Origin of the sequence: Vibrio sp. THAF64 (assembly GCF_009363455.1) — a bacterium.
GTDB classification, from domain to species: Bacteria; Pseudomonadota; Gammaproteobacteria; order Enterobacterales; family Vibrionaceae; genus Vibrio; species Vibrio coralliilyticus.
Map to the genome: position 1 here is coordinate 1,083,475 of NZ_CP045355.1, position 16,465 is coordinate 1,099,939.

Annotated in this window: 16 protein-coding genes; 14 read left to right on the forward strand and 2 right to left on the reverse strand. The window is 44.8% G+C overall.

Features of this window, described 5'->3' with window-relative positions; translation table 11 throughout:
- Window positions 1–257: 257 nt before the first annotated feature.
- The gene (rne, locus tag FIU99_RS04965) at window positions 258–3,188 is read right to left on the reverse strand and encodes a ribonuclease E (protein WP_152472066.1); all 2,931 of its coding nucleotides are present in this window, start codon (window positions 3,186–3,188) and stop codon (window positions 258–260) included.
- A 569-nt stretch (window positions 3,189–3,757) separates the two neighbouring features.
- On the opposite strand from rne, the gene rluC reads away from it, so the two are divergent.
- On the forward strand, window positions 3,758–4,702 hold the full coding sequence (rluC, locus tag FIU99_RS04970; RefSeq protein ID WP_152472067.1) for a 23S rRNA pseudouridine(955/2504/2580) synthase RluC: 945 nt from the start codon (window positions 3,758–3,760) through the stop codon (window positions 4,700–4,702).
- A gap of 75 nt (window positions 4,703–4,777) precedes the next feature.
- Here the strand turns inward: rluC and FIU99_RS04975 are convergent, their stop codons facing one another.
- Window positions 4,778–5,359, reverse strand: coding sequence for a nucleoside triphosphate pyrophosphatase (locus FIU99_RS04975; protein ID WP_099609742.1), 582 nt, complete (start codon window positions 5,357–5,359; stop codon window positions 4,778–4,780).
- A gap of 148 nt (window positions 5,360–5,507) precedes the next feature.
- On the opposite strand from FIU99_RS04975, the gene yceD reads away from it, so the two are divergent.
- From yceD to FIU99_RS05040, 13 genes are all read left to right on the forward strand, one after another.
- Window positions 5,508–6,032 carry a 23S rRNA accumulation protein YceD gene (yceD, locus tag FIU99_RS04980; RefSeq protein ID WP_006959290.1) on the forward strand — a complete coding sequence of 175 codons (525 nt, stop codon included), beginning with the start codon at window positions 5,508–5,510 and terminating at the stop codon, window positions 6,030–6,032.
- Window positions 6,033–6,063: 31 nt separating this feature from the next.
- Window positions 6,064–6,234 (forward strand): 50S ribosomal protein L32, encoded by a 171-nt coding sequence (gene rpmF, locus FIU99_RS04985; RefSeq protein ID WP_006959289.1) that lies wholly within the window; start codon window positions 6,064–6,066, stop codon window positions 6,232–6,234.
- A 9-nt stretch (window positions 6,235–6,243) separates the two neighbouring features.
- A complete protein-coding gene (gene plsX, locus FIU99_RS04990; RefSeq protein ID WP_006959288.1) occupies window positions 6,244–7,269 on the forward strand; it encodes a phosphate acyltransferase PlsX in 1,026 nt (341 codons plus the stop codon).
- 5 nt (window positions 7,270–7,274) lie between these two features.
- Window positions 7,275–8,225 (forward strand): beta-ketoacyl-ACP synthase III, encoded by a 951-nt coding sequence (locus tag FIU99_RS04995; protein ID WP_152472068.1) that lies wholly within the window; start codon window positions 7,275–7,277, stop codon window positions 8,223–8,225.
- Window positions 8,226–8,302: 77 nt separating this feature from the next.
- Window positions 8,303–9,226 (forward strand): ACP S-malonyltransferase, encoded by a 924-nt coding sequence (gene fabD / locus FIU99_RS05000; protein WP_006959286.1) that lies wholly within the window; start codon window positions 8,303–8,305, stop codon window positions 9,224–9,226.
- 23 nt (window positions 9,227–9,249) lie between these two features.
- Window positions 9,250–9,984: a 3-oxoacyl-ACP reductase FabG gene (fabG, locus tag FIU99_RS05005; RefSeq protein WP_029236328.1), complete on the forward strand. Its 735-nt coding sequence runs from the start codon at window positions 9,250–9,252 to the stop codon at window positions 9,982–9,984.
- 235 nt (window positions 9,985–10,219) lie between these two features.
- Complete coding sequence (gene acpP / locus FIU99_RS05010; protein WP_004406112.1) at window positions 10,220–10,453, forward strand: acyl carrier protein; 234 nt, start codon at window positions 10,220–10,222, stop codon at window positions 10,451–10,453.
- Between the two features lie 91 nt (window positions 10,454–10,544).
- The gene (fabF, locus tag FIU99_RS05015; RefSeq protein WP_006959284.1) at window positions 10,545–11,789 is read left to right on the forward strand and encodes a beta-ketoacyl-ACP synthase II; all 1,245 of its coding nucleotides are present in this window, start codon (window positions 10,545–10,547) and stop codon (window positions 11,787–11,789) included.
- A gap of 77 nt (window positions 11,790–11,866) precedes the next feature.
- Window positions 11,867–12,670 carry an aminodeoxychorismate lyase gene (pabC, locus tag FIU99_RS05020; RefSeq protein ID WP_152472069.1) on the forward strand — a complete coding sequence of 268 codons (804 nt, stop codon included), beginning with the start codon at window positions 11,867–11,869 and terminating at the stop codon, window positions 12,668–12,670.
- Window positions 12,667–13,683: an endolytic transglycosylase MltG gene (mltG, locus tag FIU99_RS05025; protein ID WP_152472070.1), complete on the forward strand. Its 1,017-nt coding sequence runs from the start codon at window positions 12,667–12,669 to the stop codon at window positions 13,681–13,683. The genes pabC and mltG overlap by 4 nt, the downstream gene beginning before the upstream one ends.
- Complete coding sequence (gene tmk, locus FIU99_RS05030; RefSeq protein WP_006959281.1) at window positions 13,680–14,309, forward strand: dTMP kinase; 630 nt, start codon at window positions 13,680–13,682, stop codon at window positions 14,307–14,309. Before mltG ends, tmk begins: the two co-directional genes overlap by 4 nt.
- 2 nt (window positions 14,310–14,311) lie before the next feature.
- A complete protein-coding gene (locus FIU99_RS05035; RefSeq protein WP_006959280.1) occupies window positions 14,312–15,274 on the forward strand; it encodes a DNA polymerase III subunit delta' in 963 nt (320 codons plus the stop codon).
- Window positions 15,265–16,032 carry a TatD family hydrolase gene (locus FIU99_RS05040; protein WP_006959278.1) on the forward strand — a complete coding sequence of 256 codons (768 nt, stop codon included), beginning with the start codon at window positions 15,265–15,267 and terminating at the stop codon, window positions 16,030–16,032. Before FIU99_RS05035 ends, FIU99_RS05040 begins: the two co-directional genes overlap by 10 nt.
- The last annotated feature ends 433 nt before the right edge of the window (window positions 16,033–16,465 follow it).

Consider the following 16,465-nt stretch of genomic DNA (forward strand, 5'->3'; position numbering starts at 1 on the left):
CAGAGAACGACAGATTTAAGTATAGGTTCTGGCTTAGTTTTCATGTGAGCAAAATGCGATGTAAAAGAGCACTGAAAACCAAGCGAATGATTCAGATCGAGTCGGCGAATGCTACCTAAAAGTGTGATTAAGTTCAACAAAGAAGCAGATATTGGCTAATATTTGTGACAAATAGTGAGAACAGTCATGCTCGTTACCATATATACATAAAAAAACAGCCCCGTTATGGGGCTGTTTTTATTCTTCATCAAACCTAATTAAAAGCTTTGAGGCTTTGCCATTGCAGCGCTGGCTTTATTGCTAGCAACCTGGCTGCCTGCACCTTTAGATAGGTAGCGCTCTTCTCGGAAAGGTGCAGCAATCACAGTAATCTCTTTCATTTCTGTGGTTCCTGGTGCTTTCGCCATCGGAGCAGAGGCGTGGCCTTTAAATGCTGTCGGTACGATAATCTCAGAGCTTGTATTAACAGGGGCAGGTGCTGCTTCCGCTTCTACAATAGCAGCCGTGTCTGCAACTGGTTCTGGAGCAACTTGTGACTCAACCGCTTTAGGTGCAGGTGTCTTCACAGGTGTGGCTTCAACCGTAGCAGCTTGCTCAACAACTTTCGGCTCTTCAATCACTGGCTCTTGGCGACGTACGATAACTTTGCCCATTGCCATTTCAGGGCAAGCGAACCCACCAAGTGCTTGAGTGACCACTTCTGGTGCCGCAGCCTGTTCAGCTTTTGCTTTGTGCTTCGGTTCTGGTTTAGAGATACCGTAGCTTGGCATGACTTTACCCATTGCCATTTCTGGAGAAGCAACACCACCTTTGCGTAAGCGGAACGGGTTAGGGCGACGATCGCGACCACGACGACGACGTTGACCGCTGGCACGTAGATGACGTGGAGAACGGCGATTACGACGTTGTTTAGGTTGTTCTGCATCTTCGGCTGCGATTTCTTCAGTCGATTGCTCGATGGCTTCTGCTACAGCTTCAGCTTTAACCTGTTTTACTTCTTCAACCGCTTCAGCTTTCGCTTTCTGGTCTTTAACTCGAACCTGCTTGTTCAGTTTACGACGTTGACGGCGCTCTTTTACCTTGGTCGTTTTTTCTTCTGCACGATTCGGTTTGTCGTCTTTTTGCGCTTCAGCCGCAAGTTTCAAACCTTCCTCTGCAACTTTGCTCGCTTTCGCGTCGTCTCGCTGCTTGTTACGGCGATCCTGCTTAGGCTTGCGATTTTGTTGCTTACGTTCGTTCGATGCTGCTTTATTTTCATTGGCAGCTTCATCACGTTCGCGTTGAGGTTTATTGCGTTTGTTATCGCGTTTATCTTCACGACTCTCGTTACGATTGTCACGAGAATTGCGACGACGTTGGTCGTTGCGATTACGGCGGTTGCGGTTGTTACGCTGACCGTCTTTCTTCGCTGCTTTTTCTTGTTTCTCTTCAACCTGTTCTTTTTCAGGTTCAGAGCTGAATAGGAAGCTACCCAGAGCTTTGAAGAATCGAGATACTAAGCCTGGCTTTTCATCACGAGGCTCTGACTTTTTCTCTGGTGCTTTCTTCACTGGTTGCTTTGGCGCTGGCGCAGATTGAGCCGGTGCTGCAAAACCTTTTAGTGCAGGCTCTTCAAGCTTCTTAGGCTTAACTTCAGGCTCTACAACCTCACGACCTTCTGCTTCTTTCATCGACTCGAGCTTCTTAGGCAGCAAGTAAGACAGCAAATCAAACTCTTCGCCTTCACGAACTCGAATCACTTCGAAATGCGGCGTTTCCATATCTGCGTTAGGAACTACCGTGATCTTAACTTCCTGAATGCGTTCAATGTGGTTGATTGAACGACGCTTTTCGTTCAGAAGGTAAGACGCAATCGGAACAGGAACAACAGCCAGAACTTGAGCTGTGTTGTCCTTTAATGCTTCTTCTTCGATCAAACGAAGAACAGAAAGAGCAAGAGATTCATTATCACGAACCACACCTGTACCGCTACAGCGAGGACAGATGTGATGGCTTGCTTCTGCTAGAGATGGGCTCAAGCGTTGGCGAGACATTTCTAGTAGGCCAAAGCGTGAGATACGGCCAATCTGAACACGAGCACGGTCGAGGCGAACTGCGTCACGCAGGCGGTTCTCAACTTCACGTTGGTGACGCACTGGCGTCATATCGATGAAGTCGATAACAACCAAGCCACCTAGGTCACGAAGACGAAGTTGACGTGCAATTTCATCGGCTGCTTCAAGGTTGGTGTTCAGTGCAGTTTCTTCGATATCGCCGCCTTTCGTTGCACGGGCTGAGTTGATATCGATTGACGTTAATGCTTCGGTTGGGTCAATAACGATTGAGCCACCAGATGGCAAACGCACTTCTCGTTGGAACGCCGATTCAATCTGGCTTTCGATCTGATAGTGGCTAAACAGTGGAACTTCGCCGTCGTACTTTTTGACTCGATTGACGAAGTCTGGACGAACTAGTTGGATATGCTCTAGTGCACGCTCATAGATGGTGTTGCTATCGATGAGAATTTCACCAATGTCACGACGCAAATAGTCGCGAATAGCTCGGACTATAACGTTACTTTCTTGGTGAATAAGCAGTGGCGCAGGGTTGGCATCAGAAGCTTGCTTGATGGCACCCCAGTGATTAAGTAGAACGTTAAGATCCCACTCTAATTCTTCAGCGCTTTTGCCTACACCTGCTGTACGTACGATAAGGCCCATACCTTTAGGTAGGTCCAAGGTGTCCAGTGCAGCTTTCAGTTGAGTACGCTCATCACCTTCGATACGACGGGAAATACCGCCAGCACGAGGGTTATTAGGCATCAGAACAAGGTAACTACCTGCAAGAGAAATGAATGTCGTTAGTGCAGCACCTTTGCTGCCACGTTCTTCTTTCTCAACCTGTACAATTACTTCCTGACCTTCAGTCAGCACTTCTTTAATGCTTGGACGACCTTGGTAAGTGTAACCTTCAGGGAAATATTCGCGGGCAATTTCTTTTAGAGGGAGGAATCCGTGTCGTTCGGCACCGTAGTCAACAAAGGCTGCTTCCAGGCTTGGTTCGATGCGAGTGATACGTCCTTTGTAGATATTTGCTTTTTTGGATTCGTGGCCTGGGCTTTCGATATCTAAATCATATAAGCGCTGACCATCAACCAAAGCAACACGCAACTCTTCTTTTTGAGTTGCGTTGATTAACATTCTTTTCATTGATAAATCTCGTTGTCATTCTATGTTTTCTTGCTGCCTTGATGTGTCTTTCACGGTGCCGGATCCCATGGCTTAAATTTGTGCAGCCTCCCGGCTGGAGGGATGCTCTTTGGGCACGTCAGTCTTACAAACAAGTTTGGCTTGTAAGCCGCAATGATGGCGGATAATACTCAACATGAAAGATTTATGAGTAGGGCAACAAGTTGTACTAATCCCGGAAATGTCTTACGCCGTGTGCTGCATTTTGGTAAATTAGCGGGCTACTCAATATCTTGCTCAAAAACGATTGGGTTTGATTAAAATGCAACCTAATCATTCATTGCAGGTGTGAACTATAGCAGTACCCATTAAACTCAGCAATCTGCTTTATTATAAAACGCTAAAAAACCCATTTTTAATTTTTGTAAGATTCTGTATTTAAAGGCTTTGTGTGATAGTTTCTGAGAATTGTAAATATGTTGATGGATTTTTATCCGTAGCTGAACAGAAATTCATTCTTAGAGAGCGATTTACCAGATTGTTGCCTAGAAAACGTGAACTTACGCAAGTTAGAATGATAGAATATCGAAATGAGCGAAATTAGAACAAAAGTCCAATTTGTCGATATCGACGAAGATATGGCTGGCCAGCGTATCGATAATTTTTTACGCAACCAACTGAAAAGTATTCCTAAAAGCATGGTTTATCGGATCTTGCGCAAGGGAGAAGTTCGCGTAAACAAAAAACGAATTAAAGCTGAATATAAATTGAAGGCGGGGGATTTGGTCAGAATTCCTCCAGTTACGATTGAAGAGAAGCAAGACGAAGTTGCACCGAGTACCAAACTGAATAAAGTCGCTGAGCTAGAACATATGATCATCTATGAAGATGAACATATGCTTATCCTCAATAAACCTTCGGGTACGGCAGTTCACGGAGGAAGTGGGCTTAAATTTGGTGCTATTGAAGCTTTACGGGCACTGAGACCGCAAGCTCGTTTTCTAGAGTTAGTGCATCGTATTGATCGTGATACTTCGGGAATTCTTTTGGTTGCGAAAAAGCGTTCAGCGCTGCGTCATCTTCAAGCTCAGTTTCGTGAGAAAACCGTGCAGAAATACTATTTCGCATTGGTGATGGGGCAGTGGAAGAGTAGTTGCAAGGTCGTAAACGCACCACTATTGAAAAATGAAGTGAACAGTATCGTTCGCGTCAACCCACAGGGTAAGCCTTCTGAGACTCGTTTTAAGATTATTGAAAAGTTTGCTGAGGCTACTTTGATTCAGGCGAGCCCAATAACGGGGCGTACGCATCAAATTCGTGTCCATACTCAGTATACTGGTCATCCAATTGCTTGGGACGACCGTTATGGTGATCGACGTTTTGATGCTTACACAGGAAAAGTTGGGTTAGACCGACTGTTTCTTCATGCCGCTAATATTAAATTTAAACACCCATCCAATGACGAGTGGATGGAAGTGAGTGCGCCAATGGAAGCAAAGTTGGAGAAGGCGCTAGCGAGTTTACGTAAGCTGTAAGAGCTGTGAACTCTCTCACTCGAAGACTAGAGTTGTTTGCTTCGATTAAGAAGGCCAACTCTAGTTATTCCGCTTTTACAAGATTGGGAAACCTTGCGTTTCAAGCATATCAATCAAGTCAATCAGTGGTAGCCCAACCAAAGTATTGGGATCTTTCCCTTCTAACTTTTCAAATAGTGCGATACCCAACCCCTCACTTTTAAAACTGCCAGCGCAGTAATACGGCTCTTCTTTCTCTACATAGCGGCTGATCTGTTGTTGGGTTAGCTGGCGGAAATGAACAGTGAACGTATCCAGTTTGACATCTGTGATATTCGTTTCGGTGTTGTGAAGCGCAAGCCCGGTATAAAACTGGATGGCCTTACCGCTTTGGCGGCTTAATTGTTGGATAGCGTTTTCTCGATTCAGAGGTTTGCCAATGATTTTTCCATCAATCACACAGACCTGGTCGCTGCCGATGATAAGACTAGGCTGATTGGTATGGCATGATTCTGCTTTTTCCTTCGCAAGACGTTTCACTAGATCCTCAGGTCGCTCGTCAGAAAATGGTGTTTCGTCACAGTCAGGTGAGGCGGTTTCAAAAGGGACTGATAGTTTATTGAGCAGTTGTTTTCTAAACGGTGAAGTCGATGCTAAAACAAGTTGGTATTGTGGCATTTTCCAGTACAATCTTTCAGGGAGTTAGCGATAGCTTAATGGATATTATGATGGTAATCCTAGCTCTTCTAATAAGAAGGAAAAAAACTGCAACTTTTTATCCTTTTTCTTTGACTCAAAACGAATTGGAAGATAGAATTCGCGCCCTATGCAAAAGGTAAAAATACCGCGAACGGTTGATCCGGCACGCGCTGCTCAGAAGCGACTTGATTATGATGGTATCATTCAGGTTAGTCTTTTTAAGCGTTTGTTCGAATCAGTTGAAGGCGTTAAACGCGACGCTCAAGTGTCATTGTCATTTGAGTTAGATGAACAGCGACTCGTTGTTATCTCTGGTAAAGCTAACATCGAAGTTGATTTAGAGTGTCAACGCTGTAATGAGGTTTTCGCACATGAGTGCGATGTCCAATTCACTTATACACCTTACAAAGGTGAAAAGACTGAAGAGGAAGCACCGGAAGAGTACGATTTGGTAGATCTGAACGAGTACGGTGAAATTGACCTGATACAGTTAGTTGAAGACGAGTTCATTCTAAACTTGCCTCAAATCGCAAAGCACGAAGAAGCGGATTGCAGCGTTAAATCAGACAATTTGGTATTTGGTGAAATTCCAGAAGAAATTGTGGAAGAAAAGCCGAATCCATTCGATGTTTTAAAAAACTTAAAGAAGTAATTCTTTAAGAATTAACATAGGAGTAGGGTCAATGGCCGTACAAAAGAGCAAGAAATCACGTTCAAAGCGTGGCATGCGTCGTTCACACGATGCCCTATCTACAGCTGCACTATCTGTAGACGCAACTTCAGGTGAAACTCACCTGCGCCACAACGTAACTGCTGAAGGTTACTACCGTGGTAAAAAGGTTATCAACAAGTAAGGTTGACCTTTGCCTAATATAACCGTTGCACTTGATGCAATGGGCGGGGATTTCGGTCCTCGCGTCACAGTGCCTGCCGCCGTGCAGGCACTGTCGCATTTCCCAGAGCTGAAAGTAATCCTCACAGGTGATCAGACCGCGATCACAACTCAATTATTGTCTCTTGGTTATCAGCCTGATGCTCGCCTGAGTATTCAGCATAGTGACCGAGTGATCTCAAACTCAGAAAAGCCTTCTCTCGCACTTCGAAACAGCAATGGCACCTCCATGGGGATGGCGATTGATGCTGTCGCTCAAGGTACTGCCGATGCCTGTGTCAGCAGTGGAAACACTGGTGCACTCATGGCTTTGTCACGTTTTCGGTTGAAATTATTACCAGGAATTGAACGTCCAGCGTTAATTTCTGCCTTACCTACAGCTTCCGGTGGCAGAACTTGGATGCTTGACCTAGGAGCCAATGTGTCCAGTGATGCTGATTCATTGTTCCAATTTGCTGTGATGGGAAGTGCGTTAACTGAACAATACTTAGACCGACCTCCACGTATTGCGATTCTTAATATCGGTGCTGAAGAAATCAAAGGCAACGATCTCGTCAAACGCTGTGCTGAAATGTTGTCTCAGACGCAGTCCGTGAATTTTGTCGGCTATATTGAAGGTAATCAGTTACTCCACGATGCCGCGGATGTGGTGGTATGTGACGGTTTTGTTGGTAATGTTTGCCTCAAAGCATGTGAAGGTACAGCCCAGCTATTTATCGATAAGTTGAAATCAAGCATGATGGCCTCATCTATAAAGGGTTGGATTGCAAGAAAATTATTTTCTGGGTTATTTAATGAACTAAAAACATTGAACCCCGACCAGTATAACGGCGCAAGTTTGCTAGGATTGCGCGGCATTGTCATAAAAAGCCACGGAAGTGCTGATGTAGACGCGGTCATCAATGCCATTGGTGAAGCGTTACACGAGGTCAAACGACAAGTACCAAGCCGTATTAGCGATCGTTTGGAAGCGGTTTTACTCGAGAGGCATTATTAGTCTTCATGTATAGCAAAATTTTAGGTACTGGCAGCTACCTGCCATCTCAGGTGCGTTCAAACGCAGACTTGGAGAAAATGGTAGATACAAGTGATGAGTGGATTGTCACTCGCACAGGTATTAAAGAGCGTCGTATCGCAGCCGAGAATGAAACCGTCGCCGACATGGGATATATCGCTGCTCAAAACGCGATCGAAATGGCAGGCATCGATAAGAATGATATTGACCTGATCATCGTAGCGACCACCAGTAGCAGCCACACTTTCCCTTCTTCTGCTTGCCAAGTTCAAGCTAAGCTGGACATTAAAGATTGCCCCGCATTTGATATTGCCGCTGCATGTTCAGGTTTTGTCTACGCGCTTTCAGTTGCAGATCAGCATGTTAAAACAGGCATGTGTAAAAATGTGCTTGTAATCGGTTCAGATACTCTGTCTAAAACCTGTGACCCAACTGATCGTTCAACCATTATTCTGTTTGGTGATGGTGCAGGCGCTGTTGTTGTTGGTGCAAGTGAAGAGCCTGGGATTCTTTCAACGCATATCTACTCGGATGGCCGTTTTGGTGAGTTGCTAAGCCTTGAAGTTCCTGAGCGCGGCAAAGATGCTGACAAGTGGCTACACATGGCGGGTAACGAAGTCTTTAAGGTTGCTGTGACACAGCTATCAAAACTCGTTAAAGATACGCTGGCTGCCAACGATATGCATAAGTCTGAACTAGACTGGCTAGTGCCTCACCAAGCGAACTATCGCATTATTTCTGCAACAGCAAAGAAACTATCTATGTCGCTTGATCAAGTTGTCATTACACTAGACAGACATGGCAATACGTCTGCAGCTACTGTACCTACGGCACTTGATGAGGCTGTTCGTGACGGACGAATTAAACGCGGTCAGACGCTTCTACTAGAAGCATTTGGTGGCGGCTTTACCTGGGGCTCAGCACTGGTTAAGTTCTAATCCCAACCAAATTTAAAAGATTAAGATGCCTTTTTAGGCATCTTAATCTTTCTTACTTTGTTTTAAAGGAAAAGAAAATGAGCAATTTTGCTATCGTATTTCCAGGTCAGGGCTCACAAGCAGTCGGAATGCTTGCTGAACTTGGCGAACAGTATGAAGTAGTAAAAAACACTTTTTCGGAAGCATCTGAGGCATTAGGTTACGACCTATGGGCGTTGGTTCAAAATGGCCCAGCTGAAGATCTCAACCAAACTTTCCGTACTCAGCCAGCACTGTTAGCATCCTCGGTGGCTATCTGGCGTGTTTGGCAAGAGCTTGGCCTAGAACAGCCAGCAAACCTTGCGGGCCACAGTCTAGGTGAATATTCGGCATTAGTATGTGCTGGTGTGATTGACTTTAAAGAAGCAATCAAACTGGTTGAACTACGTGGTCAACTGATGCAAGAAGCTGTGCCAGCAGGCTCTGGTGCTATGTTCGCGATCATCGGTCTAGATGACGAATCTATTGCTAAAGCATGTGAAGACGCGGCTCAAGGTGAAGTGGTATCGCCTGTAAACTACAACTCACCAGGTCAGGTAGTGATTGCAGGTAGTAAAGACGCAGTCGAACGCGCAGGTGCCTTGTGTAAAGAAGCTGGTGCTAAGCGAGCTCTACCGCTACCTGTTTCCGTGCCTTCTCATTGTGCTTTGATGAAGCCAGCAGCCGACAAACTGGCTGTCGCTCTTGAAGAGATTGAATTCAATGCACCTCAGTTGCCAGTGATCAATAACGTTGATGTTGTTGCTGAAACTGACCCTGCAAAAATTAAAAATGCACTTGTGCGCCAGCTATACAGCCCAGTCCGCTGGACTGAAAGTGTACAGCTAATGAGCGAGCAAGGTGTTGAAAAACTTCTTGAATTAGGCCCAGGTAAAGTTCTAACGGGTCTGACAAAACGTATTGTGAAGACACTAAGTGGCGCTGCAGTAAATGATGCTGCATCTCTAGAAGCCGCTAAGTAAACTTTTAAGGAATAACAATCATGATGAACCTAGAAGGCAAGATTGCACTGGTCACTGGCGCAAGCCGTGGTATTGGTCGTGCTATCGCTGAAATTCTTGTTGAACGTGGTGCGACGGTTATCGGCACTGCGACTTCAGAAAATGGTGCCGCTGCAATCAGTGAATACCTTGGTGAAAATGGTAAAGGTCTGGCACTAAACGTGACAGATATCGAATCAATTGAAGCAACTCTGAAAAACATTAACGATGAGTTTGGTGCAATCGACATTCTGGTAAACAATGCAGGTATTACGCGTGATAACTTACTTATGCGTATGAAAGACGATGAGTGGAATGACATCATCAACACTAACCTGACACCGATCTACCGCATGTCTAAAGCTGTACTTCGTGGCATGATGAAGAAGCGTGCAGGTCGTATCATCAACGTTGGTTCTGTTGTTGGTACTATGGGTAATGCAGGTCAAACTAACTACGCAGCAGCAAAAGCAGGTGTGATTGGTTTCACTAAATCTATGGCACGTGAAGTGGCTTCTCGTGGTGTAACTGTTAACACTGTTGCACCAGGATTTATCGAAACTGACATGACCAAGGCGCTAAATGACGAACAACGTGCAGCAACGTTAGCGAACGTTCCTGCTGGCCGTCTAGGTGACCCTCGTGAAATTGCATCAGCAGTAGCGTTTTTAGCTTCTCCAGAAGCTGCTTACATTACTGGTGAAACTCTGCATGTTAATGGTGGCATGTATATGGTTTAATGCCTAAGTTGGAACAAAACGGGCTATTTGCTGTCACAAAAATAGCCTATAGTTTGTGATAACTGGCATTGATATGCGCAACATTTGTGCATGATATAAGTCAAAAATGTATTGAATTTCGGTTAAAATCGCGAAAATTGTGGTTTGACCAGCAAGGACCCCCTTGCAACTTTCAATAGTTCGAATAAACTACGGAATCATCGCATTGAGCGAAATCTGTAAAGGAAAAGAAAAAATGAGCAACATCGAAGAACGCGTAAAGAAAATCATTGTTGAACAGCTAGGTGTGGACGAAGCAGAAGTTAAAAACGAAGCTTCTTTCGTTGACGATCTAGGTGCTGATTCTCTAGACACTGTTGAACTAGTAATGGCTCTAGAAGAAGAATTCGACACTGAGATTCCAGACGAAGAAGCTGAGAAGATCACTACTGTTCAAGCTGCTATCGACTACGTGAACAGCGCTCAGTAATATCTCTCCCAGGCGGCCTTCTGGCCGCCTGTGTTCTTTTAAACTCTTCTATACCTCTCATAGAATCATTTCAATCCCGGAGAATAAAATCGTGTCCAAGCGTCGTGTTGTTGTCACTGGCATGGGTATGTTGTCACCGGTAGGCAACAATGTAGAATCATCCTGGAAGGCCCTGCTAGCTGGTCAAAGTGGTATCGTTGATATCGAGCACTTTGATACTGAAAACTTCTCAACTCGTTTTGCAGGCCTAGTAAAAGATTTCGACTGCACAGAGTACATGTCTAAAAAAGATGCGCGTAAGATGGACTTGTTCATCCAGTACGGCATTGCAGCGGGTATTCAAGCCCTAGACGACTCTGGCTTACAAATTAATGAAGAAAACGCAGCACGCGTTGGTGTCGCTATTGGTTCAGGCATTGGTGGTCTAGACCTTATTGAAGCGGGCCATACTGCGCTTGTTGAAAAAGGCCCACGCAAAGTCAGCCCTTTCTTCGTACCATCAACTATCGTAAACATGGTTGCAGGTAACTTATCTATTATGCGTGGTCTTCGTGGTCCAAATATCGCGATTTCGACGGCGTGTACAACGGGTCTACATAACATCGGCCATGCTGCTCGTATGATCGCTTACGGTGATGCAGAAGCTATGGTCGCCGGTGGTGCTGAAAAAGCTTCAACTCCTCTAGGCATGGCTGGCTTTGGTGCAGCTAAAGCGTTGTCAACTCGTAATGACGAGCCTCAAAAAGCTTCTCGCCCATGGGACAAAGATCGTGATGGTTTTGTTCTTGGTGATGGCGCAGGTATCATTGTTCTTGAAGAATATGAGCATGCGAAAGCACGTGGCGCTAAAATCTACGCAGAGCTTGTTGGCTTTGGTATGTCGGGAGATGCTTTCCATATGACTTCACCTAGCGAAGATGGCTCAGGTGGTGCGTTGGCTATGGAAGCAGCAATGCGCGATGCAGGCATCACTGGTACACAAGTCGGCTATGTGAACGCACATGGCACGTCTACTCCGGCTGGCGATGTTGCTGAAGTGAAAGGCATCCGTCGTGCGCTAGGTGAAGAAGGTACTAAGCAAGTGAAAGTTTCTTCAACTAAGTCAATGACTGGTCACCTACTTGGCGCTGCTGGTTCTGTTGAAGCGATCGTGACCATCATGTCATTGGTTGATCAAATGGTTCCACCAACGATTAATCTAGATAATCGAGATGAAGGCCTTGACGATATTGACCTTGTACCACATAAGGCAAAACCTATCGATTCAGAGTACGCAATCTGTAACTCGTTTGGTTTTGGTGGTACTAACGGTTCTTTGGTTTTCAAAAAGATCTAAAGAGTCACAATCCAATTTGTGATAAAACGGCTTAATGCTTTGGCATTAAGCCGTTTTCTTTTATGTGGATATCAATTATGTACTTGGTAAATGGACACACCACAGACTCAATTTCCCTTTCTGATCGTTCATTTCAATATGGTGATGGCTGCTTTACGACCATGTTGGTTATCAATGGTCGTATCCAACACTGGGATAAACATCGAGAGCGAATGCAATCCTGCCTCAACTTGCTCGGCATAACTCCTCCAAACTGGAGAGAGGTTGAGGATTGGTTAGAAAAAGCGTGTATAGAGTCTACTCGTTCAGGGTTGAAATTACACATTAGCCGAGGAGAGGGGGGACGTGGATATAGCCCTACTCAAGTGACCTTACCAAATGTTACTATTAGCGCCTTTAACTATCCGGCTCATTATGAACAATGGCAAGCGGATGGTATTTGTTTAGGTGTGTGCCATAAGAGACTAGGGGTTAATCCTTTACTCGCGGGTCATAAGCACAATAATCGCCTTGAGCAAATTTTGCTCAAGGCGGAAATGGATCAACAAGGCTTCCCCGATGGGATTGCATTAGATGTGAGTGGCCATGTGATTGAGACAACAATGGCGAATGTTTACTGGGTCAAACAGGGAGTCATCTATACCCCTGACCTGACGAACGCTGGTGTTGCAGGTGTTATGCGCCGCGTTATTGTAGAACGTTTATCGAGCTGTGAGCACACGTTGTCTATTGGGCACTATACGTTTGAAGAGCTAAGTGATGCAGAAGAAGTTTTTATCTCAAACTCGATTCTTGGTGTCGTCCCAGTAAAAAGCATTGGCACACAGACCTTTTCAATAGGAACAATAACAAAAAAAATTCAGGAGATGGTTAACCCGTGATTAAGAGAATCACCTTATTTCTGGCACTTGTATTACTGATTGCTGGTGCAGGATTTATTTATGTTACTAAACAAGTCGATGAGTATGTGACTCAGCCATTAAAGCTGCAAGAAGAACAGATTTATACGATTGAGACGGGTATGAGTTTCAACCGTTTACTGGCAGATTTGACAAACGATGAACTGATTGTTTCTAGCGATGTGGCAAGACTAGTGCGACGATTCCACCCAGAACTGACGCAAGTAAAAGCAGGGACCTACCTTCTCGCTCCCGGAATTAACCTCACACAAGCGCTAGAACTGTTCAAAACCGGTAAAGAGCATCAATTTGCAATTACCTTTGTGGAAGGTTCAACATTCGCCGAATGGCGAGCAGCATTAGAGCAAGCCCCTTATCTAGAGCACAAAATATCTGGGCTCAGTGAAGCAGAGATCGCACAACAAATTGGCATCGAGAAAACCAAACTTGAAGGGCTATTGCTCGCTGAGACTTATCACTACACGTTCGGTACCTCTGATCTCGATATCATCAAGCGCGCCGCAGATAAACTGCAAAAAATTCTTGATAAGCATTGGCAGCAAAGGCAAGAGAACTTGCCATTGAAGACGCCTTACGAAGCGCTGATCCTTGCTTCTATTATCGAAAAGGAGACGGCTGTTGGTGCAGAGCGTGAGCGTGTTGCAGGGGTGTTTGTAAACCGCCTTAATAAGCGTATGCGTTTACAGACTGACCCTACGGTTATCTATGGGATGGGAGATAAGTACGACGGCAACATACGTAAGAAAGATTTACGTACTCCAACCCCATATAATACGTATACGATTTTTGGTTTACCACCAACACCGATTGCGATGCCGGGCGAGGCGTCTATCGCCGCCGCGACAAATCCAGAAAACAGTAATTACTTGTATTTTGTGGCCAGCGGCACTGGCGGGCACGTTTTTTCTAAAACGCTGAGTGAACACAATCGCGCGGTACGCGCTTATCTAAGACAACTAAGAAGTAACAAATGACACAAGCGAAATTTATCGTAATTGAAGGCCTAGAAGGGGCAGGGAAAAGCACAGCAATTAATGCGGTGCTTGAGACTCTTAAACAGGCTGGTATTGAGCAGATAAAGAATACTCGTGAGCCGGGTGGAACAGCGTTAGCCGAGCAACTCAGAACTTTGGTCAAACAAGACCATGAAGGGGAAGAGTTGCAAGACATGACCGAATTACTCCTTATGTATGCAGCTCGGGTGCAGCTGGTTGAAAATGTGATTAAACCAGCTTTAAACAGCGGTACTTGGGTGGTGGGAGACCGACATGATATGTCTTCTCAAGCTTATCAGGGAGGCGGCCGTCAAATCTCCCAACACACCATGACAGCACTTAAGCAGACAACATTGGGTGACTTTAAACCAGATTTGACCATTTACCTTGATCTTGACCCGCGCATCGGTCTCGAACGCGCGAGAGGGCGAGGCGAGTTGGATCGAATTGAGAAAATGGATATGAGCTTTTTTGACCGCACCAGAGCGCGTTACTTGGAACTGGCTCAATGTGATTCGAGTGTTGTAGTGATCAATGCTGAGCAGACGATCGAATTAGTCGCGCAAGATATCAAGCAAGCGCTGCGTAGTTGGTTGGAACAATAACCATGAATTCTACCTACCCTTGGTTAACAGACATTTGGTGTGAATGGCAGGCAAGTCTGGAGTCAGATAGGTTTTCCAATGCAGCGCTACTGACAGCAGAAGAAGGGCTAGGCGTTGAGCAGCTAGTAGAGCGATTTAGTGAAGCTGCCATGTGTAGCAATTATGCCAGTGAAGCTTGCGGCTTTTGCCATAGCTGCCAGCTAATGAAGTCGCATAACCATCCTGATTATCACCTAGTGAAACCAGAGAAAGAAGGCAAAACTATTACGGTTGAGCAAATTCGTCAGTGTAACCGCCTAGCACAGGAGTCATCGCAGCTATCTGGACGTCGATTGTTTGTTATCGAGCCGGCTGAAGCGATGAATGACTCCGCTGCCAATGCGTTGTTGAAAACACTCGAAGAGCCCTCTAGCAGTTGTATGTTTTTACTGGTCAGTCATAAAGCACACCAGCTTTTGCCCACGATTACCAGTCGTTGCCAACATTGGCATGTAGTGACTCCGAGCTCAGAATTGCTTGCTCAATGGTTAAATGAGCAAGTTACTTCGACAATCCCTGCTTTTGCAGCACATATTAATGGCAATGCGCCACTGAAAACTCAAGCGTTTGTAGAGCAGGGGCAAATTGAAAAATATCAGCAGGTTGAAGAACAATTTCTTGAAGTGGCTCAGTTGAGAGGCGACAGCGTTAAGTTAGCAAAAGAATTGGCGACTTCACCCTCTGAGTATCTACAATGGATATGGTACTTGTTGACAGATGCTCAAAAGATTCACTTTGGCGTTCAGATGCCTTATTTCACTCCAGGCTCGAATGCTCTGTCGGCTAATCTTGGTTATCAATTGCTCTATACTCAGACAGCAAACCTAAGTCTGCTGCTTGAACAGTTACGTGAGCACACAGGTTTGAACAGCGAATTGCTTATCTTAGATTGGCTATTTAAATTTAATGAGGAATCATGTTTGTAGACTCTCATTGTCACTTAGACAAATTGGATTATCAGGAGCTCCACTCTGGTATTGAAGATGTAGTTGCCAAAGCTCAAGCTGCTAACGTTTCTGAGCTACTGTCCGTTGGCGTTACGTTGGATTCTTTCCCTGGAATGATGGAGATGATCGAACCCTTCGACAACATATTTGCTTCATGCGGTGTTCACCCGCTGGATGTTGAGAGTGAGTTTGCCTTAGATCGATTACATGAATATGCCTCGCATCCCAGAGTTGTGGCGATAGGTGAAACGGGGCTGGATTACCACTATCAACCTGAGACTGCTGAGTTACAAAAGTTACGATTCCAACAGCAAGTTGAATTAGCAGTTAAACTGAATAAACCTTTGATCATCCACACGAGGAATGCTCGCCAAGATACGTTGGATATTCTACGTCGAGGTCAGGCAGATAAATGTGGTGGCGTGATTCATTGTTTCACTGAAGATCTTGCTTTTGCACAAGCAGCGATGGAGCTTGGTTTTTATATCTCTATCTCGGGGATCGTCACTTTCAGGCAAGCTACTGAACTTAAAGAAGTGGTCAAAGCTCTGCCGCTTGAGAGACTATTGATTGAAACTGACTCACCATATCTCGCTCCTGTGCCACACCGAGGTAAACAGAACCAACCAGCATACGTGGTTGAGGTTGCCTCCTATATTGCCCAGTTAAAAAATACGTCATTGAGTGAAGTTGGGTTAAAAACCAGTGAAAACTTCCGAAATCTTTTTTTGAGATAGAAAAAGAGTTTTGATTAAAAAAGGAGCGGAAGCTCCTTTTTTTGTGTCTGAAATCACTCTTGATGACATAAATTGCCTTGTTTACTAAATATGTTGAAGCTGGGAGGCTGAAAGTATCAAATTGTAATTTTGTTACATAAAATAACAATTGGGTTTATTTTATTTACCCATCAAAATTAATCGGCGTTAATATTAATTTAATAAATATCAATTAGATAGGTTGTAAATATGGTCTCGATTTGCCGATTTTGGATTGTGATCTATCTATTAGTTTGAAACTAAATTCCGTAACCAGCTAGAAAGTTTGTTCACCATCAATATATATTTAGAGCCGGAAAATATACTACTAGATGTGGTTACATTTTTTCTGGGTGCTAACATTTAAGGCTACGGGGGTGTGCCGTTAGAGCCCAATAATTCTTATAACTTTTCA

Bases quoted from the DNA above. Each gene is read 5' to 3' on its own strand.
- rne (WP_152472066.1), bottom strand. From the start codon at position 3,188: ATGAAAAGAATGTTAATCAACGCAACTCAAAAAGAAGAGTTGCGTGTT.
- rluC (WP_152472067.1), top strand. From the start codon at position 3,758: ATGAGCGAAATTAGAACAAAAGTCCAATTTGTCGATATCGACGAAGAT.
- FIU99_RS04975 (WP_099609742.1), bottom strand. From the start codon at position 5,359: ATGCCACAATACCAACTTGTTTTAGCATCGACTTCACCGTTTAGAAAA.
- yceD (WP_006959290.1), top strand. From the start codon at position 5,508: ATGCAAAAGGTAAAAATACCGCGAACGGTTGATCCGGCACGCGCTGCT.
- rpmF (WP_006959289.1), top strand. From the start codon at position 6,064: ATGGCCGTACAAAAGAGCAAGAAATCACGTTCAAAGCGTGGCATGCGT.
- FIU99_RS04995 (WP_152472068.1), top strand. From the start codon at position 7,275: ATGTATAGCAAAATTTTAGGTACTGGCAGCTACCTGCCATCTCAGGTG.
- fabD (WP_006959286.1), top strand. From the start codon at position 8,303: ATGAGCAATTTTGCTATCGTATTTCCAGGTCAGGGCTCACAAGCAGTC.
- fabG (WP_029236328.1), top strand. From the start codon at position 9,250: ATGAACCTAGAAGGCAAGATTGCACTGGTCACTGGCGCAAGCCGTGGT.
- acpP (WP_004406112.1), top strand. From the start codon at position 10,220: ATGAGCAACATCGAAGAACGCGTAAAGAAAATCATTGTTGAACAGCTA.
- pabC (WP_152472069.1), top strand. From the start codon at position 11,867: ATGTACTTGGTAAATGGACACACCACAGACTCAATTTCCCTTTCTGAT.
- tmk (WP_006959281.1), top strand. From the start codon at position 13,680: ATGACACAAGCGAAATTTATCGTAATTGAAGGCCTAGAAGGGGCAGGG.
- FIU99_RS05035 (WP_006959280.1), top strand. From the start codon at position 14,312: ATGAATTCTACCTACCCTTGGTTAACAGACATTTGGTGTGAATGGCAG.
- FIU99_RS05040 (WP_006959278.1), top strand. From the start codon at position 15,265: ATGTTTGTAGACTCTCATTGTCACTTAGACAAATTGGATTATCAGGAG.